The 23,775-nt window shown below is 71.3% G+C and carries 15 protein-coding genes; 9 read left to right on the top strand and 6 right to left on the bottom strand.

Annotated features, from left to right (window positions below; genetic code table 11):
* Window positions 1-15: 15 nt before the first annotated feature.
* Window positions 16-1,077: a serine hydrolase domain-containing protein gene (locus AC4BEG_RS25160; RefSeq protein WP_490707181.1), complete on the bottom strand. Its 1,062-nt coding sequence runs from the start codon at window positions 1,075-1,077 to the stop codon at window positions 16-18.
* Window positions 1,078-1,180: 103 nt separating this feature from the next.
* The gene (locus tag AC4BEG_RS25155) at window positions 1,181-2,803 is read right to left on the bottom strand and encodes an alkaline phosphatase D family protein (RefSeq protein ID WP_490702014.1); all 1,623 of its coding nucleotides are present in this window, start codon (window positions 2,801-2,803) and stop codon (window positions 1,181-1,183) included.
* A 573-nt stretch (window positions 2,804-3,376) separates the two neighbouring features.
* Between AC4BEG_RS25155 and AC4BEG_RS25150 the strand changes: the two genes are divergently transcribed.
* Both AC4BEG_RS25150 and AC4BEG_RS25145 read left to right on the top strand, forming a co-directional pair.
* Window positions 3,377-4,006, top strand: coding sequence for a hypothetical protein (locus AC4BEG_RS25150; protein ID WP_490702013.1), 630 nt, complete (start codon window positions 3,377-3,379; stop codon window positions 4,004-4,006).
* A gap of 112 nt (window positions 4,007-4,118) precedes the next feature.
* The gene (locus tag AC4BEG_RS25145) at window positions 4,119-4,994 is read left to right on the top strand and encodes a glycosyltransferase family 2 protein (protein ID WP_490702012.1); all 876 of its coding nucleotides are present in this window, start codon (window positions 4,119-4,121) and stop codon (window positions 4,992-4,994) included.
* Window positions 4,995-5,066: 72 nt separating this feature from the next.
* Here the strand turns inward: AC4BEG_RS25145 and AC4BEG_RS25140 are convergent, their stop codons facing one another.
* Window positions 5,067-5,678, bottom strand: a complete 612-nt coding sequence (locus AC4BEG_RS25140; protein ID WP_490702011.1) for a TetR/AcrR family transcriptional regulator — start codon at window positions 5,676-5,678, stop codon at window positions 5,067-5,069.
* Window positions 5,679-5,870: 192 nt separating this feature from the next.
* Here AC4BEG_RS25140 and AC4BEG_RS25135 point away from each other — a divergent pair, with 192 nt between their 5' ends.
* Entirely contained in the window at window positions 5,871-6,977 is a 1,107-nt protein-coding gene (locus AC4BEG_RS25135) for a DMT family transporter (RefSeq protein WP_490702010.1), read from the top strand.
* A 33-nt stretch (window positions 6,978-7,010) separates the two neighbouring features.
* On the opposite strand, the gene AC4BEG_RS25130 is transcribed toward AC4BEG_RS25135, so the two are convergent.
* Both AC4BEG_RS25130 and AC4BEG_RS25125 read right to left on the bottom strand, forming a co-directional pair.
* Window positions 7,011-8,717 carry a sigma-70 family RNA polymerase sigma factor gene (locus AC4BEG_RS25130; RefSeq protein ID WP_490702009.1) on the bottom strand — a complete coding sequence of 569 codons (1,707 nt, stop codon included), beginning with the start codon at window positions 8,715-8,717 and terminating at the stop codon, window positions 7,011-7,013.
* 209 nt (window positions 8,718-8,926) lie between these two features.
* Complete coding sequence (locus AC4BEG_RS25125; protein ID WP_490702008.1) at window positions 8,927-10,213, bottom strand: PAS domain-containing protein; 1,287 nt, start codon at window positions 10,211-10,213, stop codon at window positions 8,927-8,929.
* 352 nt (window positions 10,214-10,565) lie between these two features.
* Between AC4BEG_RS25125 and AC4BEG_RS25120 the strand changes: the two genes are divergently transcribed.
* From AC4BEG_RS25120 to AC4BEG_RS25105, 4 genes are all read left to right on the top strand, one after another.
* Window positions 10,566-11,948: an ATP-grasp domain-containing protein gene (locus AC4BEG_RS25120; protein ID WP_490702007.1), complete on the top strand. Its 1,383-nt coding sequence runs from the start codon at window positions 10,566-10,568 to the stop codon at window positions 11,946-11,948.
* Window positions 11,948-13,954, top strand: a complete 2,007-nt coding sequence (locus tag AC4BEG_RS25115) for a PEP/pyruvate-binding domain-containing protein (RefSeq protein WP_490702006.1) — start codon at window positions 11,948-11,950, stop codon at window positions 13,952-13,954. The genes AC4BEG_RS25120 and AC4BEG_RS25115 overlap by 1 nt, the downstream gene beginning before the upstream one ends.
* Window positions 13,951-15,336: an MFS transporter gene (locus AC4BEG_RS25110; RefSeq protein WP_490702005.1), complete on the top strand. Its 1,386-nt coding sequence runs from the start codon at window positions 13,951-13,953 to the stop codon at window positions 15,334-15,336. The genes AC4BEG_RS25115 and AC4BEG_RS25110 overlap by 4 nt, the downstream gene beginning before the upstream one ends.
* Before the next feature lie 289 nt (window positions 15,337-15,625).
* On the top strand, window positions 15,626-17,236 hold the full coding sequence (locus AC4BEG_RS25105) for a M4 family metallopeptidase (protein ID WP_490702004.1): 1,611 nt from the start codon (window positions 15,626-15,628) through the stop codon (window positions 17,234-17,236).
* A gap of 130 nt (window positions 17,237-17,366) precedes the next feature.
* On the opposite strand, the gene AC4BEG_RS25100 is transcribed toward AC4BEG_RS25105, so the two are convergent.
* Window positions 17,367-18,302: an ABC transporter substrate-binding protein gene (locus AC4BEG_RS25100; RefSeq protein WP_490702003.1), complete on the bottom strand. Its 936-nt coding sequence runs from the start codon at window positions 18,300-18,302 to the stop codon at window positions 17,367-17,369.
* Between the two features lie 426 nt (window positions 18,303-18,728).
* Between AC4BEG_RS25100 and AC4BEG_RS25095 the strand changes: the two genes are divergently transcribed.
* Window positions 18,729-19,112: a winged helix-turn-helix transcriptional regulator gene (locus AC4BEG_RS25095; protein WP_490702002.1), complete on the top strand. Its 384-nt coding sequence runs from the start codon at window positions 18,729-18,731 to the stop codon at window positions 19,110-19,112.
* Between the two features lie 315 nt (window positions 19,113-19,427).
* Complete coding sequence (locus tag AC4BEG_RS25090; RefSeq protein ID WP_490702001.1) at window positions 19,428-23,660, top strand: type VII secretion EssC family protein; 4,233 nt, start codon at window positions 19,428-19,430, stop codon at window positions 23,658-23,660.
* Window positions 23,661-23,775: the final 115 nt, after the last annotated feature.

The raw sequence follows: 23,775 nt of genomic DNA, 5'->3' as shown, positions 1-23,775 counted from the left end.
GCCGCACGGCGAACGTCAGCCCACGGCACGGGCCAGGGCCGTCGCCGCGGCCGCCCTCGGGCGGTTGTCGGCGGGGCGGCGGCGGGGATGGACGGTGGTGGCCAGCAGCACCAGGTAGCAGTCGGTGGCGCGGTCCAGGACCAGGCTCGTACCCGTGAACCCGGTATGGCCCGCCGCGCCCCGTCCCGCCAACTCGCCCATGAACCAGGGCTGGTCGATCTCGAAGCCCAGGCCCGGTGCGGTCAGCATCAGGTCCACGGAGGAGGGGGCGAGCAGCGGGCCGCCGCCGCGCAGCAGGGTGCGGCACAGCACGGCGAGGTCCTCGGCCGTGGCGAAGAGTCCCGCGTGGCCCGCGATCCCGCCCAGGGCGTAGGCGTTCTCGTCGTGGACGGTGCCGCGCACCATGCCGCGGTCCAGTTTGCCCCAGGGGCGCCGCTGGTCCTCCGTCGCGGCGATGCGCGGCAGCCAGGAGGTGGGCGGGCAAAAGCGGGTGGAGGTCATGCCCAGGGGGCCGGTGATGGCGTGGTGGACGAGCCGGTCCAGGGGTTCGCCCTCGGCGCCTTCGAGCACGGCCTGCAACAGCAGGAAGTTGAGATCGGAGTAGCGGCGCTCGGTGCCGGGGGCGGTGGCCGGGGGCTCGGAGGTCAGCCGGGTCAGCCGCTCCTCGGCGGAGGCGCAGTCGTACAGGGGGAGTTCGGGGACCAGGCCCGAGGTGTGGGTGAGCAGCTGCCGCACCGTGACGCCGTGCTCGGCGGCGGCCGTGAACGCCGGTGCGTACGAGGCGACGGGCGCGTCGAGAGCGATCCGCCCGCGTTCCAGGGCCCGCATCGCCACGATCGTGGTGAACAGCTTGGTGAGCGAGGCGAGGTCGAAGACGGTGTCGGCCCGGACCGGCTCCCACCGCTCGCGCGGCAGCTCCCGGTCGTGGGCCGCGTAGCGCACCGCCCAGCCGGAGGCTTCCCGGACCAGGGGGCCCGATCCGGTCCCCGCGGCCAGGGCCACCCCGGCGCACCACGGCCGCTCCCCCTCGGGGAGCGCCTCGGGGAGCGCCGCCACGTCCTCGGCCAGCCGGGACAGCGCGCGGTCGCGGTTGGCCTCGTTCGTCGTCGCCACGCACGGCAGGGTACGCGCCCGGCCCGGGGTGGGGCCGGACGCGTACCGCGGCCGGGCGCGCGGGGCGTCAGGCGGAGTGCAGACCGGGGTTTCCGGCCTCGCTGACGAACGACGCCGCGGTGGTGAGCGGCGCCCCCGGGGTGGTGACCGCGGGGACCGTCTTATAGTCGGCCCGCGCGTGCTGCTCGTCCAGCGTGACCGTCACATAGCCGCGACGGCCGTTGTAGAACTTCATATGCGGGTTGGCCGCCATGTAGGTGGACCAGTTGGCGGGCTTGTCCGCGCCGTCCTTCCCGCTGCTGATGGACGTGCCGACGAACTCGACGCCCAGGGTGCGGGAGTCGGGCTTGTTGAAGTCCTTCTTGATGTCGAAGGCGTAGTGGACATGGACGTCACCGGTGAGGACGACGAAGTTCTCCACACCGGCCTGCTCGACACCCGCCAGGATCCGGTCGCGGGAGGCCGGGTAGCCGTCCCAGGAGTCCATGGAGAGCTTGGAGCGGTCGGCGGTGGTGTTCTTCCGCTGGGAGAAGGTGACCTGCTGCGGAAGGACGTTCCAGGTGGCCTTGGAGCGGTGGAAACCGTCGAGCAGCCAGCGCTCCTGGGCCGCGCCGGTGAGGGTGCGCGCCGGGTCCTCGGAGTCGGGCCCGGGGTACTGCCAGCCGTCTCCGTACGCCTGGTTGGAGCGGTACTGGCGGGTGTCGAGGATGTCGAACTGGGCGAGCCGGCCGTAGTGGTAGCGGCGGTAGAGCCGCATATCGGGGCCTTCGGGCTGCTGCGGCATGCGCAGCGGCATGTTCTCCCAGTACGCGCGGTACGCGGCGGCCCGGCGGACCAGGAACTCCTCCGGCGGGCTGTTGTTCTCGTCGACGTCGCCTGCGTAGTTGTTCTCGGTCTCGTGGTCGTCCCAGGTGACGTACCAGGGGAACGCCGCGTGAGCGGCCTGGAGGTCCTCGTCGGACTTGTAGAGCGCGTAGCGCAGCCGGTAGTCCTGGAGGGTGACGGTTTCGGTGTTGAAGACGTCGGGGAGGCGGCGGTCGGAGTAATTGCGGGCGCCACCGGTGGCGTTGACGGCGTACTCGTACTGGTAGTCGCCGACGTGGAAGACGGCGTCCAGGTCCTCGTTCGCGAGGTGGGCGAAGGCGGTGTAGTAGCCGTCGTGGTACGCCTGGCAGGACACCAGACCGAACCGCAGGTCATGGATCCGGGCCCCGGTGGAGGGGGCGGTGCGAGTGCGGCCCACCGGGCTGATCCACTTGCCGGCCCGGAAGCGGTACCAGTAGACGCGGTCGGCCTCGAGCCCCTTGGCGTCCACGTGCAGGGCGTAGTTGAACTCGGCGTGCGCTCCGGCCCTGCCGCGCCGGGCGATCCGCTTGAAGTGCTCGTCGCGGGCGACCTCCCAGTCGACCGTGACGGTGCCCTCCTCGGGCAGCCCGTTGCCCGGCTCGTAGGGACGGGGCGCCAGTCTGGTCCACAGCACGACGGAGTCCGGCAGCGGATCGCCGGAGGCCACGCCGAGGGTGAAGGGGTTGTCGGTGAGCGTGTGCGAAGACACCTGCGCGGCCTGGGCGCTGGGCAGGTTGGTGGTGAACGCGAGTGCGGCGGCGGCACCGGTTACGGTGAGGAAGCGGCGGCGGCCCAGACGTGCTGCCGCGGCTCGTATGGCCTGCTGGTGCGAGTCGTGTGCCATGTGCTCTCCCCTGGCTCGTGGCGTCAGAGGAATTGGAGTGTCGGGGAGCGGCGGTGTGTTTGCCCGCACACGACACGTACATGGCCACTGGATGAGGACCGTTGCCGGAAGGGGCGTTTGACGCAATCCGCCGCCTCTTGGAGAAACTGATGTGACATCAGAAAGTCCTGATGAAGGCGGAGATGACGGTCGGCACGGTACGAGAGGTGAGAGAGGTGCGGAAAGCGACGGATGGGGCGCGCACGGCCCGACAGGGCGCACCGCTGCCGCGGGAGACTCCGGAGGCCCTGGAGGCGAAGGTGCGGTCCGCGACGGGTGAGGCGGGAAGAAGGCCGTAAACCGGTCGCGGTCGATGGTCGATGGATCGTCACCCGTCGTAGATATCCAAGGTTTTGGGTGGGTAATGTGAAGAAGATGTAAATTCACCCCATTAGGCCAGCAGCGATCTTGTCCGGGCCCGGGGTGTTCCACGATCGCTCCGTATGGCAGGGTCTCTCCCACTGCTCCCACCAGCCCATCACCCCGCCCGCGCCTCCCTTTTCACGACCGCCATCCGACCGAAAAGAGACCGCCATGCGTTCTCTGCCGCTCACGCTGGCCGCCCGTCTGGTGCCCGTGGCCGTGCTCGCCGCCGCGGGTGTGGCCATGACCACCACGAGCGACTCGGACGCGCGGCCCCGGCAGGCCGACGCCTCGCCGAAGCCTTCGGCCCCCGCTCCCGCCCCCGGCGACTCCACCGCGCCGCCCCGCTACCCCAAGGCGCCCGCGCGGGCCTGCGCCACCCTCCCCGCGGACACGGTCAAGAAGCTGGTGCCCGGGGGCTCGACGGCCGGGAACGAGCTGAAGACCGGCGATGTCTCCCGCCGCACCGGCTGCTCATGGCACGCCCTGGACGACTACGACTACCGCTGGCTGGACGTCGCCTACGACGTCGCGGGCACCTCGCCGGGCGGGAAGAAGGGCCCGGACTCCGCCGAACCACTGTCCGGCCTCGGCGACCGGGCGTGGATCGCCGAGACGCTCACCACCGAAGACGGCCAGAAGATGCGCGAGGCCAAGATCACCGTGCGCAGGGCCAACGCGACGATCACGGTGACGTACAACGGCGGCGACTTCAGCAGCCATCAGGCCGCGCCGGAAGCGGCGATACGCGACGGCGCGATCGGCGCCGCCAAGAAAGCGGTGGCCTCTCTCGACGGCTGAGACCCGCTTCCGCTGTCCGGCTGTTCCTTGGTGAACATTGGCTGTACGGAAGTGGCCACTTCGGTGAACGGCTACGATCGCGGGAATCGTCGTCGAGCTCTGGAGTCCTGTCGTGTCCGAACCGCGCCTGGGTGTGGCCATCCTGACCATGGGCAACCGGCCCCGCGAGGTGGCCGCGCTCCTGGAGTCGGTGGACAAGCAGGACGTCTCCGCGACCCGGATCGTGGTCGTCGGCAACGGCTCCCCGCTCCCGGAGCTCCCCGCGCATGTGACCGCCGTCGAACTGGACGAGAACCTGGGCGTCGCGGGCGGCCGCAATGTGGCGCTGCGGCGGCTGCGCGAGTTCGGCGATGTCGATGTAGTGATCGACCTCGACGACGACGGACTGCTCATCGACCCCGATGTGTTCGGTACGGTGCGGGATCTGTACGCGGCCGATCCGCGGCTGGGCATCGTGAGCTTCCGCATCGCCGACGAGCACGGTGAGACCCAGCGCCGCCACGTCCCCCGGCTGCGCTCCTCGGACCCGATGCGCGGCGGTGAGGTGACCACCTTCCTCGGTGGCGGCCATGCCCTGTCGATGCCGATGCTGGAGCGGATCGGCGGCTGGCCGGACGCGTTCTTCTTCACCCATGAGGAGACCGATCTCGCCTGGCGGGCACTGGACGACGGCTGGACCGTGCGGTACTCCCCCGAGCTGCTGCTCCAGCACCCCAAGACCTCCCCCGCCCGGCACGCGGTCTACTACCGGATGACCGCCCGCAACCGGGTCTGGCTGGCCCGCCGCCATCTGCCGCTGCCCCTGATCCCCCTCTACCTGGGCAGTTGGACGCTGCTCACCTTGGCGCGCACCCGCGCCGTGGACGGTCTGCGGGCCTGGGCGGGCGGATTCATGGAGGGGGTCCGCACCCCGTGCGGCACCCGGCGTCCGATGCGCTGGCGCACGGTGTGGCGGATGACCCGGCTGGGCCGTCCGCCGGTGATCTGACGGGCCCCCTGCGGGAGGGGACACCTGACGGGACGGACCCCATGACGGAACCGGCCCCGCCGACGCGAGGCATCAGACCCGCACGCCGATCCCCAGGGCGGGGAAGACCGAGGACTCCAGGAAACGGGTGAGGTAGGCGGCGTCGGCCTGCCGCCCCTCCAGCAGCGGGCGCACCCGCATCGCGCCGATCAACTGGGTGGGTACGAACTCGCCCGCCGCGTTGTCCTCGGCGACCTCACCGCGCTCCACACCCCTGCGGACCATGGCCCGGATCGCCGCCACCTCGTGCTCGATCAGCGCCGAACGCAGCGCCTCCAGCAGCTCGGGGTTGTCCAGCGCGGCATGCCCGACCGCGTACATCAGCTTGGTGTCTCCACCGCATACCGACCCGGCGGCCTCGGCGACCGCCCGCAGATCGCCCTCCAGGGAACCGGTGTCGATGCCCTCCAGGGCCATCCGACGGTTGCCGGACCGCAGCGCCGCGACCACCAGCTGCGGCTTGGAGTTCCACTGGCGGTAGAGCGTGGAACGGCTGGAGCGGGTGCGGGCGGCGACGCCCTCGATGGTGAGCGCCTCGTATCCGCCCTCCTGGAGCAGATCCAGCACCGCCGTGTAGAACTCCTGCTCCCGCTCGGGAGTGATCTTCGAACGGCGCTGCTGCGTGGCCGTGGCCTCCGACGGCATGTGTTCCTCCTCGGACTCCCCCGATACCCGGCTTCCCCTCACAGTGTACCGAGACATCGACGTACCGATACACGTGTGTACCGATACACCTCTGTACCGATACACCAATGAACCGGTACACTCTCGTATCGGTACAGTCGTGTACCGATAGGAGCTGGCCATCAGCGGCCGAGCGGACGGGAGGAGCGGCGGATGGACCCGACTCTCATAGCCGTCGGACTCGCCCTCGCCTCCGCCGTGGCCTACGCGACCGCGGCCGTGGCCCAGGAGCGGCTGGCGGCCTCCGGCCGCCGGGGCGGCATCGCCGGGCTGCTGCGGTGCGGCCCCTGGTGGGGAGCGGTCGGGCTGAACGCGGCCGGTGCCTTGCTGCATGTAGCGGCGCTTGGATACGGCCCCCTCACTCTCGTCCAGCCACTGGGCGCGCTCACCCTGGTCGCCGCCGTCCCGCTGGGCGCGTACCTCGCGGGCCGACGGGTCCTGCGGACCGAGTGGCGCGGTACCGCGCTTGCCCTGCTCGGCCTCGGCGCTCTGCTGCCCGTCACCGGTGGCGCCGCGCCGCACAACACCCTGGCCCTGCCCGAGGCGCTGTCGGTGGCGGCCGTCGTCCTGGTGCTGATCGCCCTGCTCACCCTGCCCGGCCGGCGGCCACGCGGCCGCGGGCTGCGGTTCGCCGCGGCGTCCGGTATCGCCTCCGGCGTCGCCTCGGCGCTCACCCAGACCCTCACGGTCGCGCTCACCACCCGCACCGGGACCGCCGTGCTGTCCTGGCCCGTACTGGCGGTGGCCGTCCTGGTCGCGGCGTTCGCGGTGAGCGGTCTGCTGCTCTCCCAGAGCGCCTACGCGGGCGGCCTGGGCGCCCCGTTGGCCACCCTGACCCTCGCCAACCCGGTCGCCGCGGCGGCCATCGGCATCATCTTGCTGGGCGAGCGTCTGCACGGCGGCCCGGCGGGCACCGCCCTCGCCCTCGCGGGCGCCGCGGCGGCGGCCCGCGGCGTTGTCCTGCTCTCCCGCGCGCCCCGCCCGGCCGGTTCCGTACCGGCGTCCCGGCAGCCGGTCCCGGCCGCGCTTCCGGCTCCACGTCCGGCTCCACGTCCGGACCCGCTGCCGGCGCGGACGTCCCACCGGGGCGCCGTCCACCCGGTGTTGCTCACCGGCTTCCCGGCCATCGGTGTCCTGGCTCCCGTCCTCCCGGCCCGCGTCCACCCGGCGTTCGACGTACCGGCCCTCGACGTACCGGAGGCCACGGCCCCGCTCCCCGGTGAGCCGGGCACCGAGGGCCTCGCGCTCACCCGCGGCTGAACTCCCCGCGGCCCGGCCGCCGCGGAGGTGACCTCAGCGGTCGCCGAACGCCTGGGTCCAGGTGGGGCCTCCGCTGCCGCGGTTGACGCCGACGCCCATCTCCGTGAAGTCGCAGTTAAGGATGTTCTGCCGGTGGCCGGGGCTGTTCATCCAGGAGTCCATGACCGCGGCCGGGGTCTGCTGCCCCTTGGCGATGTTCTCGCCGTAGGTGCGCCACGGGTATCCGGCGGCGGTGATCCGGTCGCCGGGGTCCGAGCCGTCGGGGGAGGTGTGGTCGAAGTAGCCGCGGGCGGCCATGTCGTCGGAGTGGCGCTGGGCGGCGGAGTTCAGCTTGTCGTTGAGGCGGACCGGGGAGCAGCCCACCTTGCCGCGCTCGATGTTGACCAGCTCCATGACCTGCTGCGCGAACGCGGTGCTGTTGCCCGAGCCGGGGTCGGCCTTCGGGGGCGCGGTGGTCGGGGCGGAGCGGGTGGGCGGTGCGGTCGGGGCGCTCTTGCTGGGGCGCGGAGTGGGCTTGGCGGAACGGGGCGCCTTGGTGACCGGACGCCGGGTCGGGCTCTCCTTGCGGCTGGCGGGCCGGGTGGTGGTGTGGTCGGGGGTGGGCTCATCGGCGGACGGGGTCTCCTCCGCCAGCGGTGCGGTCCGGCTGCTCCCGGCGTCGTTGTGCCCGTTGTCCCCGGGGACGAGCAGCAGCGCGGCACCGCCGACGGCCAGCGCGAGCGCCGCGACCCCAGCCCCGCGGGCGGCACGGGACCGCTTGCGGGCCCGGTGCCGGGCGCTGCGCGCCCCGCCCGCGGCGTGCGCGCCGCCCGAGCCGTCCGTCGCGCCGTCCGAGCCGTGCGCACCGGCCGGTCCCAGGTCCACCGTCGGGAGCACATTGGTGTCCGCCGAGTACATCCACGCATCGCCGGACACGGCCGATCCGGCCGGGTCCATGGGGAGTTGCGCGGCGGCCGCCGTGCTCGCCCGCCAGCCCAGCAGCGCGCCCGCCACCGGCACCAGACCGAGCCCGACGAGCAGTCCCTCGGCCGGGACCAGTCCGGACCAGTGGCCGGAGCACTCGGCGCAGCCGCGGGCGTGGCGGGATATTCGCTTCCGCCACAGCGCGGACGGCCGTCCGTCCCAGATGGCGGTGAGCTGCCGCAGCTCGCCACAGAGCGGGGCGGTGGACAGGGCGCGGACCACCACCCGCGCGGTCTCCAGCTGGTCCTTGGTGCGCTGCACGCGTACGGCCGTGTGCTGCGGCGAGAGCTCGAGGGCGGCGGCCACCTCGGCCCGGGTCAGTTCGCCCCCGGCCTCCAGCCACCACAGCGAGAGTACTTCCTGCTCGCTGTCGTCGAGCCAGCGCGTCGCCTCGGCGACCTCCTTGCGCTGGCCTTCCAGCCCCAGCCGCACGATCGTCAGATCGGCGAAGTCGGGCTCGGGTCCGGGCATTTCGTGCACCTCCCCCAGGCCGCCGACGGGCGCGTCCTGCCGCTCCCGCCAGTGCCGGCGCACCTGGTTCATCGCGATCGCCACGAGCCAGGAGCGGCAGGCGGAGGGGTCCCGTAGGCCGCCGAGCCCGCCGAGGGCGCGGATCATGGTGTCCTGGACCACGTCGTCGACGTCCGCATGCCCCTTGAGGGCGCGGCCGACGACGTTGTAGACCAGTGGCAGATACGTACTGACCAGCTGATCTCGCGCCACCGGGTCACCGGACCGCGCGGCCTCGATGACCTCTGCTCCGACCTCGCTGCTCACTCTCAGCGCCCCATTTCCTGAGCTCGACTCGTCGTCCTGGCACTGAGGGAGACCCGGGCCGGGACACCGGATAACAAGAATTCATTCAGGAGATGGGTGGCGGCGCTGTGAACCACCCCACACTCGCCGCGTCCTTGGGCGGGAACCGGCCGCGTTCGGCAGAGACCGGCCGCGTTCAGCGGGGATGGACCAGGTTCAGCAGGCCGCGTTCAGCAGGGACCGGCCGGACGGCGGCCGATGGCCGAGCGCGGCGGCCATGCCTGCGGATCGAGGATGCCCAGCACATACGCCCGGCTGACCAGCGCCAGCCGGGTGGGCGCCTCCAGCAACTCCCGCAGCCGGCCGAGGTGGTAGTCCAGCGTCTGCCGCGAGAGCCGGAGCGAGGCGGCGATCTCGTTGTTGCCGTGTCCGGCGGACAGCAGGGTGAGGATGCGCAACTGCGCCGCGGTGAGCGGCGGCAGCGGCCGGTGCGGCAGGGTGTGGTGGGGCAGCACCACCCACACGCCGCGGGCCCGTCGTGAGCCGCTGCCGACGGCGGTGAGCAGCAGCCGGGCCCGCCACTCCGCGCCCCGCGCGTCGAGGAAGGCCGCGGAGGTCTGGATCCGGCGTCTGCGCCGGTTCACCAGATCCCGCCAGGCGTGGCGCAGTCCGGCCAGATCCTCGGTGGGGGCCAGATAGCGGTGGGCGGGGCGGCCGAGCAGATCGGGGACATGGACCCGCAGCAGTTCCGCGGCCGAGGCGCTGACTCGGCGTATCCGGCCGCCCGTCGAGAGCAGGGCGCAGGGCAGACCGCTGTGTTCGCTGAGCGCCTGGAGGTCCTCCTCGGCGGCACGCCGCTGACTGAGGGCGAGGGTGTAGTCGGTGATGTCGATGTAGATCCCGGCCACACAGGTCTGGTCGCCCTCGGCCACCGGGAAGCGGTGGCCGACCGCGCGTCCGGGGGAGCCGTCCGGGCGGTGGTAGTCGATGGTGTGCCGCACCGGCCTGCCGGAGCTGAGCACCTGACGGTCCAGCGTCTGGAAGGTGGCCACGTCCTCGGGGGCGTCGAAGTCGGTGACACTGCTGCCGATCACGGCCTCGGCGGAGGTGCCGTACAGATGCGCGTAGGCGTGGTTGGCCCACAGATAGCGGCCGCCCGGGTCGCGGATGAAGGCGGCGGCGGGCGCGTAGTCCGCGAAGTCGGTGAACGCGGTGTAATCGCGCCGGCCGAGGTCCAGGGCGCTGATGTCCACCGCGAGCCCGCTGGTGCCGCCCCGGCGGCCACCGGCGAGCCGCCCGGGGTAGGAGGTGACGTCGAACAGCCGCCCGCCGAACCGGACCTGGCGGCGGTCGATCCTCGCCCCCCGGTCCTCGGCGGCCGCCCCCTCCCGCCGTCCGCGGTCCGCACCGCCGAGGCTGTCGACGAATCGCTGTGCGGTGCCCGGGTCGTGGAACGCGCCCCCACCGCAGTTGACGATGCGCAGCCCCTCATCGGCTTCCCACCATGACACGGGCATGCGCTCAAGCAGCGTACTCAGGCCCATATCGGACACCTGCCGCCTTTCCGGTCCGGCCTCCGGGCATCGTGACCGAAGGCATGGCCAAGGCTTGCCCAGACACCGTGCGTACATGCGCCGTAACCGGCCGGAACGCACAAGGGGCCGAGAAGGGCCGAAACCCGCGCCCGAGGTCCTCGCTCACCGTGAACTCCTGGTGACACTCAGGCATTTGCCTGAGCGCCCGCCCCGGGTTCGGCGGGTAAGCGTGATGCCCGACTGGTTCGCTTGACGGGCCCGGATCGCGGCGGAAGTGCCAGCCCGCCGGTTTCGCTGAGCCATCGAGAAACTCTGAACCGAGGAGTCGTTATCTGTGAGTAAGGTGCTGTTTGTCTACGCCAAGGGCGGGCCGCCGTTGGAATACGCGCTGTCCCGGGTCGCCGCGAAGGCCGAAGTGCATCTGCTCGTGCTCAGTCCCCTTCCGCCCTCCGCACGCGATGCGGTCACCCGGCTCTGTGCCTCGGTGGTCGCCCCCGCGGACACCACGTCCCAGGACCTCGTGGCGCTGATCACGGCTCAGGCACAGGCCCTCGGCGCCGACGCGGTGTTCACCCCGTCCGAGTACGCCGTGGTGGCGGTGGCCGACGCCGCCGAGCGGCTCGGCCTCGCCGGGGCCGGTGCGCACTGTGTGCTGGCCCGCGACAAGCGGATGATGCGCCGCACCTGGGACGGGCACGGGGTGTCCCAGCCGCGGTTCCGCTCCGTGGCGACCGAGCGCGATCTGCACGAGGCCGCGGCCGAGATCCCGTACCCGATGCTGATGAAGGCCGCCTGGAGCGCCGGGTCCACCGCCCATCAGATCCTGCGCGGCCCACAGGACATCGCCCCCGCCTGGGCGCGGGCCCGTGAGGTGATGGAGGAGTCCGCCCGCCAGGGCTACGCCGAGCTCCATGTGGCCGGGGCGGACGCGGACTTCCTGGTCGAGGAGATCGTGACGGGCACGGCCGGGGACTGGTTCGAGGAGCCCGGCTGGGGCGACTACGTCAGCGTCGAGGGCGTGGTGGCCGAGGGCGTCTACCACCCGGTGTGCCTGAGCGGACGGATGCCCACCATCGAGCCGTTCACCGAACGCGCCGGGATCACTCCCGCCCTGCTGCCCGAGGACGCCCAGCGCAAGGTGGTGGAGCTCGCGACGGCCGCCGTGGACGCGCTCGGGCTGCGCACCTGCGGCACCCACACCGAGATCAAGCTGGGCGCCGACGGGCGGATGTGGGTCATCGAGACCGCCGCCCGGTTCGGTGGCGCGATGACCGTGCCGCAGATCGAGGACGTCTTCGGGGTGGACGTCATCGGCATGCTCATCGACCGGCTGCTCGGCCGCGAGGTCGACTGGCCCGCCCCCGGGCCGGGTTCGGTGCTCGGCGCCGCCGACGCAAAGGGCGCGGCCGGATCGCTGGTGGTGCTGGCCGTGGACGGCTCCGGCGCGCCGTGGCCGGACCGGCGGCTGTGGGACTTCGCCGCCGTCCAGCGCTCCGGACTGCTCTCCACCGGGGCGCGGCTGACGGAGGTGACCGAGCACTCGCTGCCGGACGGCACACCGGTGCCGGTCTACGACCCGGCCGCGGGCGCGAACTCCATGGCGGCGCTGTGTCTGCTGGTCGCCGACGATCCGGTCACGGTGATACGTGACTTCGAACGACTCAACGACACCCTGCCCACCGTCCTTCCGCCCGCCCCGCCCACCGGGAGGCCGTGATGGCCGGCCTCAGCGCGTTTCCCAGCCCGGCCGCCGCGCCCGGCACCGATGCCACCGTGGTCGGCGAGAACCTGTCGCTGCCGCTGTTCCGGACCCTGTCCGGAGTGCTGGCCGGACATCCGTATCTGAAGGTGGTGGTCGACCGCGCCGAGCACACCTGGCATCTGCTGGACACCGCCGTCCACCCGTTCCACGTCAACTACGTGGCCACCCGCATCCTGGGGATGGGTCTGGACGAACTCGACGCCCGGCTGGACGCGTTCAACGCCTCGGTGTACTCCGACCCCGGCCGCCGTTTCCTGCTCGGTGTGCTGTCGCTGCACGCCGACGAGGACACCGAGGGCCGGGAGCGGCCGTTCCTGGTGCTGGAGACCACCGAGGCCGACACCATGGACGGCCCGCTGCTCCAGGAGTTCTACGACTTCGTCCGGGAGCGGGTGGACGGGCGGCTGCCGCTGCTGCTGAAACCCGCCAACCACGCCCAGGAGGCCGCGCTGGCCATGGTCGGCGACGTACGGCTGCCGCGCATCCTCAGCCATGAGCTGTTCGTCAGCCGCCCCCGCACCCCGCTGAACACCGGTGAGGCCATCGGGCGGCTGCACTGGTTCGGCTCGGTGGAGGAGTACCGCACCCGCGCGGCGGACCTCGGCTGGTCGGACATCGTGGCCATGGACCGGCTGCCGGACGACATACCGAGGGTGGCCGGATTCATCAACGCCGCCCCCATCACCCCGCTGTCCCACACCAATGTGCTGGCCTCCGGCTGGGGCATTCCCAACTCCATCGTGCGGGACATGCCCCGGCTGGTGGAGGCGGAGGGGCTGGACGGGGCCTGGGTGTGCTACCGGGTCCGGGACGACGAGGTGAGCCTGGTCCGGCTGCACGAGGTGCCCGAACTGGAGGAGCCCATATGGCATCAGCAGCGGATCCGCCTTGAGCCGCCGCTGCTGGAGGACATGCCCGTCCTGGAACTGCGCAGACTGCGCCGCGATGACCACGACCGCTACGGCACCAAGGCGGCCAACCTCGGTGAATTCCACCATGTGCTGGACAGCCGCACCGCAGATCTCACCGCCTTCTACGGCCGGTCCCGGCCGCCGAGAAAGGATCTGTACGGCCATCTCGCCTCCCGGCTGAGCACGTCCGCCGACCCCGAGGCACTGCGCCAGGCGGCCTCGGAGTTCGTGGCCGCCACCGTCACGGCGCCCGAGGGCGTGGCGCTGCCGTTCGCCCTCCAGCACCGCTTCCTGATCTCCTCGCCCGCCCTCCAACAAGGCATCGGCAAGCTGAAGATGGCGCTGGAGCAGGGCGCCGACGAGGTGCTGGACCCGCTGTGTCTGAGCCTTCAGCAGCTGGTGCGCAGCACCCCGGTGCCGGACGAGGTGGCGGCGCGGATCACCGCGCCGTTCCCCGGCAGTGTGTGCCGCAGGCGGCTGGTGGTCCGCTCCTCCTCCAACGCCGAGGATCTGCCGGGGTTCTCCGCCGCCGGGGTCTACGAATCCATCACCACGGTGCACGGCACCGCCGAACTCCTGGACGCGGTACGGCAGGTGTGGGCCTCGCTGCTGTCGCCGCGCAGTGTCCGGCTCCGCCACGAGGCGGGCATCTCCCTGGACGACACCTACATGGGCGTCATCGTCCAGGAGTACACCCCGGCCGAACTCGGCGGGGTGCTGGTCACCTGCAACCCCACCCGGCGCGAGGACTTCCGCAACGTCTACATCAACTGCACGCCCGGTTCGCCCGAGAGCGTCGTCGACGGAACGGCGCTGCCGCTGCAATACCTGTACAACACCGTGGAGGGCGGGGGCCGCACCGTGGACCTCGGCTCGTCCGGCGCGGACCTGCCCGCCCCGGACCGGGCGCGGCTGGCGGATCTCGCGCTCACCGGGCGGCTGCTCCAGTCGCACTTCTCGTACGACCCGGACGATCCGCTGGACATCGAGTGGCTGATGACCGACGAGGGCGGCTTCCGGCTGGTCCAGCTCCGCCCGTACGCGCTGTGAGGGGCCGTATACCGTTCCTCCGCCGCACCCCGGCGGAGGGACGGGCCCCGGCGGAGGGGCGGACCCCGGCGGAGCGGCGGACCCCGGCGGAGCGGCGATCCCCGGCGGAGGGGCGATCCCCGCTCACCGCCGGGGGCCGCCGGGTCATCGCCCTCAACAACGGTTTCCAGCTGCTGTTCAACCTGCTGTGGTGGATGCCGGTCTTCTACGCCTACCAGCGGGAGGCCGGGCTCTCGGACGCGCAGATCTTCGGCATCCAGTCCATCTACTACATCGCGTTCTGCCTGTTCGAGATCCCGACCGGTCTGGTGGCCGACCGGATCGGCGCCCGCAACTGTCTGCGCGCGGGCGCGGTGGTGATGACCGCGGCCAACCTCGCCCCGGTCCTCTCCCCCGACTACACCGGCTTCCTGGTCCACTTCCTCGCCATCGCCGCTGGCCGCTCCCTCACCTCGGGCGCGGCCAGCGCGTACCTCTACGACGCGCTGCACGCGGAGGGCGCGGACGACCACTATCTGCGCGCCGAGGGGACCGCGCGGGCACTCGGGCTGGCCGCCAAGGTGGTGTGCTGGCCACTGGTGGGGCCGCTGATGGCGCTGTCCCGGCCCACGCCGTACGTCCTCAGCGCGGCCAGCGCCGCGGCGTCACTGATGTGCGTCATGGCGCTGCCCCGGCTGGCCGGGAACGCGGAGAGCGAGAAGGGCGAACGCCGGTCGGGGGTGTGGAAAGAGGCCGGGGGCGCGCTGCGCCATCTGCGCCACTCCCCGTGGCTCGCGCTGGTGATGGTGCAGGGCGTGGCCGTCTTCACGCTCTCCCGGATCTGTCAGGTGAACCTGTTCCAGCCGATCCTTATCGACCAGGGCATCCCGGAGACCTCGCACGGCAGTGTGCTGGCGGCGGTGACGGTGGCCGAGGCCGTGGGCGCGGCCCGGCCGCAGTGGCTGGGGCGCAAGCTGAAACCGCTGACGATGGTGTCCGGCCTGAGCCTGGCGATGGCGGTGTCCCTGGCCGGGATCACCCTCGGCGGGCCGCTGGCGGCGGTCGGCCTGCTCTGTCTGTTCTCGGCGGTCACCGGCTTCGCGTATCCGATCCAGCGCAAGCTGGTGAACGACGCCGTGCCGAAGGGCGCTCCGCGCGCCACCCTGCTGTCGGTGGAGAGCATCATCGACCGGGCGGTGTGCGCGGTGGTGGCGGTGGCCGCGGGCGCGTATCTCTCGGCGGGCCGGATGGACGCGCTGCTGTGGCACAGCGCCGCCGTGACCGCCGCGGTGATGGTCACGGTGCATCTGGCGGTGCTGATCGGGCGACCGCGGCACCCGCAGGCGGCGCGGACCGACCGCGAGGAGCGTCAGGAGGCCGTCGGCCACGCGCCACGACGGTGATATCGCGCGTCGCACACTGGCACAGCGCCACATTCGGCGAACGGCGGCCGTCCGGGATCTCCCGGGCGGCCGCGCGTCGTTCGGTGTGCCCGGCGGTCAAAATGCCGCGGTCACTGCTGGGTTGTGACCGCGATGACTCAACCTGTGACCGGTTCGGACCGTCTTCATACCGGGAAGCACTGAATATTCTGTCAAGATCAGGTAAAGATCGCTCAGATTTGATCAGTTATCTCGCTGTTAACGACAAGATCTCACCATCTGTCCGTCAACTCCCCCGAGGAGATACAGCGTGATATCGGCTTCCCCACAGCGCCGACGCGTCGTCGCCGCGTCCGCGCTAGCCGCAGCATCCGCTCTCGTTGCCACCGGCCTCCAGATCGCCCAACCGGGATCCGCCGTGGCCGCCGCGTCACCGCGGGCCAAGGCCATCGCCGACGCGAAGGCCAACGTCCGTGCCCACGCCGAGGCGTTCGGCTTCGGCGCCGGACAGGACCTCGCCGTCAAGGACGTCGTCATCGACCCCGACGGCACCCAGCACATACGTTTCGACCGCACCTTCCGCGGACTCCCCGTCGTCGGTGGCGACTTGGTCGTCCACCAGTCGAAGAACGGCGACTTCAGAGACCTCAGCCAGTCCAGAGCGCGTACGGTGGCCGTCAAGAAGACCACCCCGGGCGTCTCCCCCCAGCACACCGCCGACCAGGCGCTGAAGAAGACCAACAAGGTCAAGGACGCCACCTCCCGCCCCAAGCTGATCGTCTGGGCCGTCGACGCCACCCCGCGGCTGGCCTGGCAGACCACCGTGATGGGCACCGGCACCCACGGGGAGCCGGTCGGCAAGATCATCGTCACCGACGCCGCCAACGGCAAGCAGATCGCGTCCTACGACGCGCAGCACCAGGCCAAGGGCAAGGGCCACTCCGAGTACACCGGTGACATCAGCATCGACACCACCAAGCGGTCGGACGGCAAGTACGCGCTCAAGGACACCAAGCGCGGCACCGTCACCAAGGACGCCAAGAACGTCGACGCCGACTCGCTGAAGCACCCGAGCGCCGGCAAGCTCCTCGTCGACCGCGACAACGAGTGGGGCGACGGCAAGAAGTTCTCCACCAATCGCGCCACCGCCGGTGTGGACGCCCACGCCAACACCGCCTGGACCTGGGACTACTACCAGAAGACCTTCGGCCGCAAGGGCATCCGCAACGACGGCAAGGCCGCCACCGTCTTCGTCCACGTCGGCGACAAGTGGGACAACGCCCAGTGGTCCGACGAGTGCTTCTGCATGCTCACCGGTGACGGCGACGGCAACCGCGACGCCGAGCAGGTGGACCTGGACACCATGGGCCACGAGATGACCCACGGCGTCACCAGCGCCACCGCCGGCCTCGTCTACGACGGTGAGTCCGGCGGACTCAACGAGGCCACCAGCGACATCTTCGGCACCATGGTCGAGTGGTACGCCAACAACCGCTACGACAAGCCCGACTACCTCTTCAGCGACCAGTCCACCCCGCCGTGGCTGCGCCGCATGGACAAGCCCTCCCTGGACGGCTCGTCCGCCGACTACTGGAAGTCCGGCCTCGGCGACCTGGACGTGCACAACTCCTCCGGAGTCGGCAACCACTTCTTCTACCTCGCCAGCGAGGGCAGCGGCCGGAAGACCATCAAGGGCGTGAAGTACGACAGCCCCACCAAGGACGGCTCCACCGTCAAGGGCATCGGCAACCAGAAGGTCGCCAAGATCTGGTACCGCGCGCTGACGGTCTACATGACCTCGACGACCAACTACAAGGGCGCCCGCAAGGCCACCTTGAAGGCCGCGGGTGACCTGTACGGCAAGACCAGCCGCGAGTACAAGACGGTGAACGCGGCATGGAAGGCGGTCAACGTCCGCTGACGCGTGTCGAGTTGACCACAGCCTGACGCAGATCCCCGGCCCCCCGCCCCGCGCGGGGCGCCGGGGATCTGTCTTGTCCGGATCGCCGGGCAGCGACGGTACGGCGGGCGAATGTCCCAGGGGCACGCGTTCACCGGCTGGCTCCCGGGTGCAGGCCGAGCCACGTGGGGCTCGGTTCCCCCCGCACCTCGCCGACGTACAGGGTGAGGGTCTGGCGCCAGCGTTCGACCTCCGCGCGGTCGGCCATGAACGCGGCGAAGCCGTCGAGGTTGGCGTTGGGGTACTCCCAGATCGGCTTCAGGTCCGGTGCCGGTGGGACATCGGTGCGCACAGGCCAGCCGAAGGCGTTGTTCGCCCGCTGCATCTCCGTGGAGAGCAGCCAGTTGAGGTAAAGCTTCGCCGCCGCGGTGTGGTTGGCCCCGGCGAGGATCGCGGCACGCTGTCCCCAGGCCATGAACGGGTCGTCGGTGGGGAGCACCCACTCGACTTCGGTACGGGGGGACTCCAGCGCGGAGACCGATGCCGTTCCGATGGCGATGGTCTTCTGCTGGGTGCGGACCGCGTCGCCGGGGTTGTTGGTGCCGCGCTGGAACTCGATGCCCTGGGACATCAACCGCGACAGCCATTCCCAGCCGTACTTCTCGACATACAACTTGTACAGGTAGAGCGTCGCGTCATCGTCATTGGGGTAGGAAGAAGCGATCTTCCCTTTCCATTTCGGATCGGCGAGATCCCGCACACTCCGCGGCGGCGCACCACCTACTGTGGCGGTGTCATAGAGATAACTGAAGGCGTATACGGCGATCGCCGTCCACGCACCGTCAGGATCCTTGAGCTTGTCATGGATCTTGCCGAACCCAGCCGGTTTATAGGCGAGGAGCTTTCCCTCCCGCTTCCAGCGGGGGAAGTCGTGCAGGGTCTGGAAGTGGACCACATCCGGAACGAGGGTGTCGGTCGCTAGCTGGTTGTCGACCCGTACGTCGTGGAATTTGCTGTAGTCCACGATCATGGTCATCCTGACATCGGGAAAGCGCTGGGCCCACGCCTGCTCGACCGGTGCCAGCATCTCCTTGAAGTCCCCGCCGCCGTAAATGGTCAGAGCACCGTCCTCAGACCGGGCAGCGGCGTACAACTCATCCAGTGACCTGGCTTCCTCGCCCGCTGATCCCCTTGAGCGCCCTGAAACCCCTGAGCCCCCTGACCGGCTCGGCTGTGCCGCGGAACTCGGAGCCGAGGCGACACTCGCCAGACCCAATCCCGCCAGCGTGCCCACGGCGGCTTGCAAAGCCCTCCTCCGCCGAAGCGGACGCGACGTCTGTACGGCCATCGGATCACTCGCGGTGAGTGGAGTTTCCTTGTCCATGGGCAGGTTTACCTTTTCCCTCATCGAATACGGTTTTCCCGCCGCGTGTTGTCGCGGGCAAGCTTCAAGTTACTATCGCGAAGGCCGTAGTTACCAAGTGGATAGCAATTCGATTGTGAGGGGAACCACATGACTGGTATCGCCGGGGATTCATGTCCCATCAGCCCGGTGATCGATCTGCTGTTCCGCAGGTGGACCACGGATGTGCTGTGGGTCCTGGACCGGGACGGCGGCTGGGTGCGGTTCGGGGAGTTGCAGCGGCGCCTGCCCGCCATCACGCCGAAAGTCCTCTCGCAGACGCTGCGCCAGCTCGAGCGGGACGGATTGGTCGACCGCACCTGTCACCCCGGGGTCCCGCCCCGGGTCGAGTACGCCACCACACCCCTGGCACACTCGCTCGTCCCCGTCTTCGACGCCCTCTCGGACTGGACCCGGGCCCATGGGGGCGAGATCCTCGCCGCCCGGGCCCGCTACGACGCCGACGGGTCGTCAGCGCACATCTCTTCCCCTTGATCTTCCGTCGGCTGCTGCTCGGGCTCGTCCATGAGGTCAGTGGGAGGCGACGTCCTTGTAGCTCGCCTGACCCTGGACAGTGCACACGCCGTCGACGCAGGCGACGATCGGCCTGGTCGTGGCGGTGTCCTGGCGGAACTTGTCAGGGTGGAACGACTTCCACTGGGCATGGTGGATACCCGTCTTGAAATAGGGGCCCTTCTGATTGCGCCAACAGTCAAAGACTCTGCGTGCGCCGTCAATGACCTCCATAGGGGGCCGGCCTCAGACTCGACAGGCCCCTCGCGACCGGAGCCACTTTGGAGGGACGGTGCCGTGCGGATCATCTACGCCGATGGCGAATCCGAGCGGGAGATGGAGCTGCGAGTCGGTCGGCCGGACGCCACGCTGGCCGACTTGGCCGCTGCCTTGGACGTACCCGCGACCGGGCTGAGCATCGACGGGCGGACGGCACCGCCGGAGACGGCGCTGAGCGAGTGCGGTCTCGCGCATGGATCACGGGTGGCTCGGGCCGGCTGGGGCTCCGTTGGCGGGCCGCGGATCGCGGCCGCCGTGCTGCGGGTGGTCGGCGGGCTCGAGGGCGGGCGCAGCTTTCCTCTGAAGGTGGGCAGAACGGTCATCGGGCGCGGCGCCGAGGCAGATGTGTGTGTCGTGGCCACGGGGGTGTCCCGACTGCATGCGGCGTTCGAGGTCGCGCCCGACGGGGGTGTGCGCGTCACCGATCTCGACTCGGCCAACGGCACGGACGTCGGTGGCGAGCGTATCGCCGAGCCGGGTGTTCGGGTGCGTCCGCAGGACCTGGTCTCGCTCGGCGGTGAGGTGCTGCTGCGTGTCCTGCCGCCCGACCACCTCGGGCCCGTCCAGCGCGTCAACACCCTCCGCGAGGTCGGCCCCGGCGGCACCCTGCCGTTCAACCGTGCGCCGCGCGGTGGCCGCCCGGCCGATCCGCCTCGGATCGTCGTCCCCGCCGCGCCCCGACGTGCCGACAAAGCTCCGTTCAGCGTCTCCAGCATGCTCGGTCCGCTGGTGATGGCCGCAGGGATCGTCGCCCTCACCCACGATTTCCGGTACGCCGCCATCGCGGCCCTCACACCCTTGATGTTCCTCGGGAACTTCTTCGAGGAGCGGCTGCGCGGCCGGTTCACGCTCCGCCGCGGCATGCGTGCCCACGCCGCGCGGGTCGCCGACTTCGAGCGGGAGGTGGCGGTGCGGAACGCGGCCGAGGTCCGTACCCGCCGGGCCGCGCACCCCGACCCGGCCGAGGTGGTCCACCGCGCCACGGCACCGGGGGTCGCGTTGTGGGAACGGCGGCCGGGCGCACCGGACTTCCTGCGGACCGTCGTCGGCCACGCGGATCTGTCCTGGACCCCGCCGCTGGACAACGACTCCGCCGAGCCCGCGCCGGAGGCAGCCGCCATCCTCGGGGCGCGGTGCGTCCTGCCGCAGGTGCCCGTGGTCGTCGGGATCGCTGCGGGCGAGGCGGTCGGACTCGAGGGGGACCGGCGCGCGTGTCTGGCCATGGCGCGGTCACTGCTGTGCCAGGCCGTGGTCGGCAGCGGCCCGGCCGATGTGACCCTCGCGGTATTCGCCGACGCCGACCGGCTCGCCGACTGGGAGTGGACCAAGTGGCTGCCGCACGGCGCGGATATGCGCACGGGGACGACCCGGCTGGTGGCCGTCGGCGCGGAGCAGGCCGACGCCTTGGCCAGGAGCCTGCTCGACACCACGTCCGGGCGCAAGCCCAGCCAGGACAACCCCGGGCCAGTGCTCCTGGTGGTCGTGGACGGCGCCACGCTGCTCGAAGGACGTCCCTGTCCGCTGCGCGACCTGTTGGCCGGCCGCTCCGGCGGCCCCGTGGGGTGCGGAGGCATCGTCCTCGCCGACCGTCTGCCCGCCCTGTGCACCACCGTGGTCACCGCCTCGGCCGAGGGCATCGGGAGCGTACGTGATGTGGCGTCCGGTGAGGTCGTGCGGGACGTGCTGCTCGGCGGCATGCCGGTACCCGAGGCGCGTGCCACCGCGCGGGCGCTGGCCCGCTTCGAGGACCCGGAGCTGAGCATGGAGGGTGCGGGGCTGCCCGATCGGGTCTCGCTGCTGTCGCTGCTGGACCTCGAGAGCGTTACCGGGGCCGCTGTCGGTGACCGGTGGAAGGAGCGTGTCCCGGCACTGCGGGTCGGTGCCCTGCTCGGGGTCAGCGAACACGACCTGTTCACCGTGGACTTGGACGACGACGGGCCGCATGCCCTGATCGCCGGGACGACCGGCTCGGGCAAGAGCGAACTGTTGCGCACCCTCGTCGCGAGCATGGCCATCGACGCCGACCCCGAGCACCTGACCTTCGCTCTGGTCGACTACAAGGGCGGCGGAGCGCTGGACGAGTGCGCCGAACTGCCGCACAGCGTGGGCCTGGTCACCGACCTGGATGAGCAGTTGAGTGAGCGCGCGCTGCGCTGCCTGGAGGCCGAGATCCACCACCGGGAGCGGCTGCTGCGCGAGGTGAGCCTGAGCCACATCCGGGACTACCAGCGGATGCGCGACACGGAGCGAGGCGAGCTGGAGCCGATGCCCCGGCTGGCGGTGGTGATCGACGAGTTCGCCACCCTGGTCAAGGCGTTGCCGGACTTCGTGGATGCGTTGGTGAGCATCGCACAGCGCGGCCGTAGCCTCGGCGTTCACCTGATCATGGCCACGCAGCGGCCCGCCGGATCGGTCAACGACGCCATCAAGAACAACGTCAAGCTGCGCATCGCGCTGCGCCTGGAGTCCACCTCCGACTCCCAGGACGTCATCGACAACCCGGCCGCCGCCGGGATCGGCACCCGGCAGTGGGGGCGTGCCTACTACCGGCTCTCCGCCCGCGAGGTGCTGCCGGTGCAGACGGCGCTGTCCACCGGCGTCACCCCGCAGGCCGCGATGACCGCACCGGTGACGACCGCACCATTCATCCTGGGCATGCCGACCCTGGCGGCGGCCACCGACAGCACGGAGGCCGAGACCGATCTGCGACGGCTGGTCACCGCGGCACGGCAGGCCGCCGATCTCTCCGGATTCGCCCCGCCGCGACGGCCCTGGCCCGACCCGCTACCCGACGTCGTCCACCGCACGGACCTCCCCCCGGTTGCTGAACAGGGCCTGCACACCGGGACCACCGGGCTGCCCGCCTGGGCTCTCGCCGACGACCCGGACCGGCAGCGGCAATACGCGGTCGGCTGGGACCCGGCCGCGGGAAACGTGCTGATCTACGGGGGCGGCGGCGCCGGGACCTCCACCGCCCTGGCCACGCTCGCCCTGGCCGTCGCCGGCTCCTGCCCGCCCGACCGGCACCACATCTTCGCCCTCGACCTCGGCGCGGGCGACCTGGCCCCGCTGGCCGCGCTCCCGCACACCGGCGCCCACATCGGGTCCGCCGAGCGCGAGCGGCAGATCCGGCTGATCAAGCTGCTGCGCCGGGAACTCGACGAGCGCAAGGCCCGCGGCCCGGCCGGCTCCCCGGACTGGCTGGTGCTGCTGGACAACCTGGGCGCCCTCATCTCGGACTTCGGCAAGGACGTGGCGGGGATGAATCTGATCGACGAACTCGCCCGCGTCTACGCCGACGGCCCCGCGGTCGGCATCAGATTCGCGGTCAGCGCCGACCGCTCCGGCGCCGTGCCATCGGCCTGGTCCGCCCTGACCCAGACCAAGCTGCTGCTGCGACTGGCCGACCCCGGCGAGTACGGATACTTCGACGTGCCGCGCAACGCGGTCCCCACCTTTGTGCCGGGCCGGGCGCTTGTGGCCGCCAACCGGCAGGTGATCCAGATCGGCTGGCCGGGAGAGGACCTGACGGCGGTCGTCGCGGAGACCGCCGCCCGGTGGAGGGGCGCGCAGCGCACCGCCCCGGAGGTCGGGCTGCTGCCCACCGACGTCGCCGCCACCGGCCTCGCGGTGCCGGCCCAGACCGCCACGGACCCCTGGTGGCTCCCCGCCGGCCTGGACTCCGACACCCTCGGCAGCGCCGGACTACGGCTGTACGAACGCGAGCACGCCCTGGTCGCCGGGCCGCAGCGGTCCGGCCGCAGCACGGCCCTGTGCACCATCGCCCGTCTCGTGATGTCCTCCGCCGACACCCCGACCACGGTCGTCGGCTTCGCCCCGCGCCGCTCCCCACTGCGGGACCTGCCCGGCCTGACCGCCCTGGTCACCCGGTACGGCGACCTCGAACAGACACTCACAGCACTGCCCCTCGACCGGCCCGTCCTCCTCCTGGCCGACGACGCCGACACGGTGGAGGACGAGCGCGGCTTCCTGGAACAGTGGCTGTCCTTCCCCGCCACCGGCCACCACATGATCGCCGCCGGCCGCGCCGACACCCTGCGCCGCGCCTACGGCCACTGGACCCAACGCGCCCGCGACAGCCGCTGCGGCATCCTGCTGTGCCCCGACCACGACCTCGACGGCGATCTACTGGGCACCGAACTGCCCCGCCACGACCGCATGGAGCCGCTGCCGGGGCGGGGCTATGTGGTCGTGGACGGCGTGGCGGCGGGTGTGCAGGTGGCGAACTGACGAATGGTCACTGCTGTACGGCGCATTGCGTGAAGTGCACAGGGACTGTGCGCCCCAGGTCAATGACACGGGTAAGCCCGGGGCCAGAGAATTATCGCGTGAGCCAAACAGGGGG

Source organism: Streptomyces sp. JLBJ103, assembly GCF_058215575.1.
Note: the sequence above shows the minus strand (reverse complement) of the source record. Positions and strands in the feature narration are given on the sequence as shown.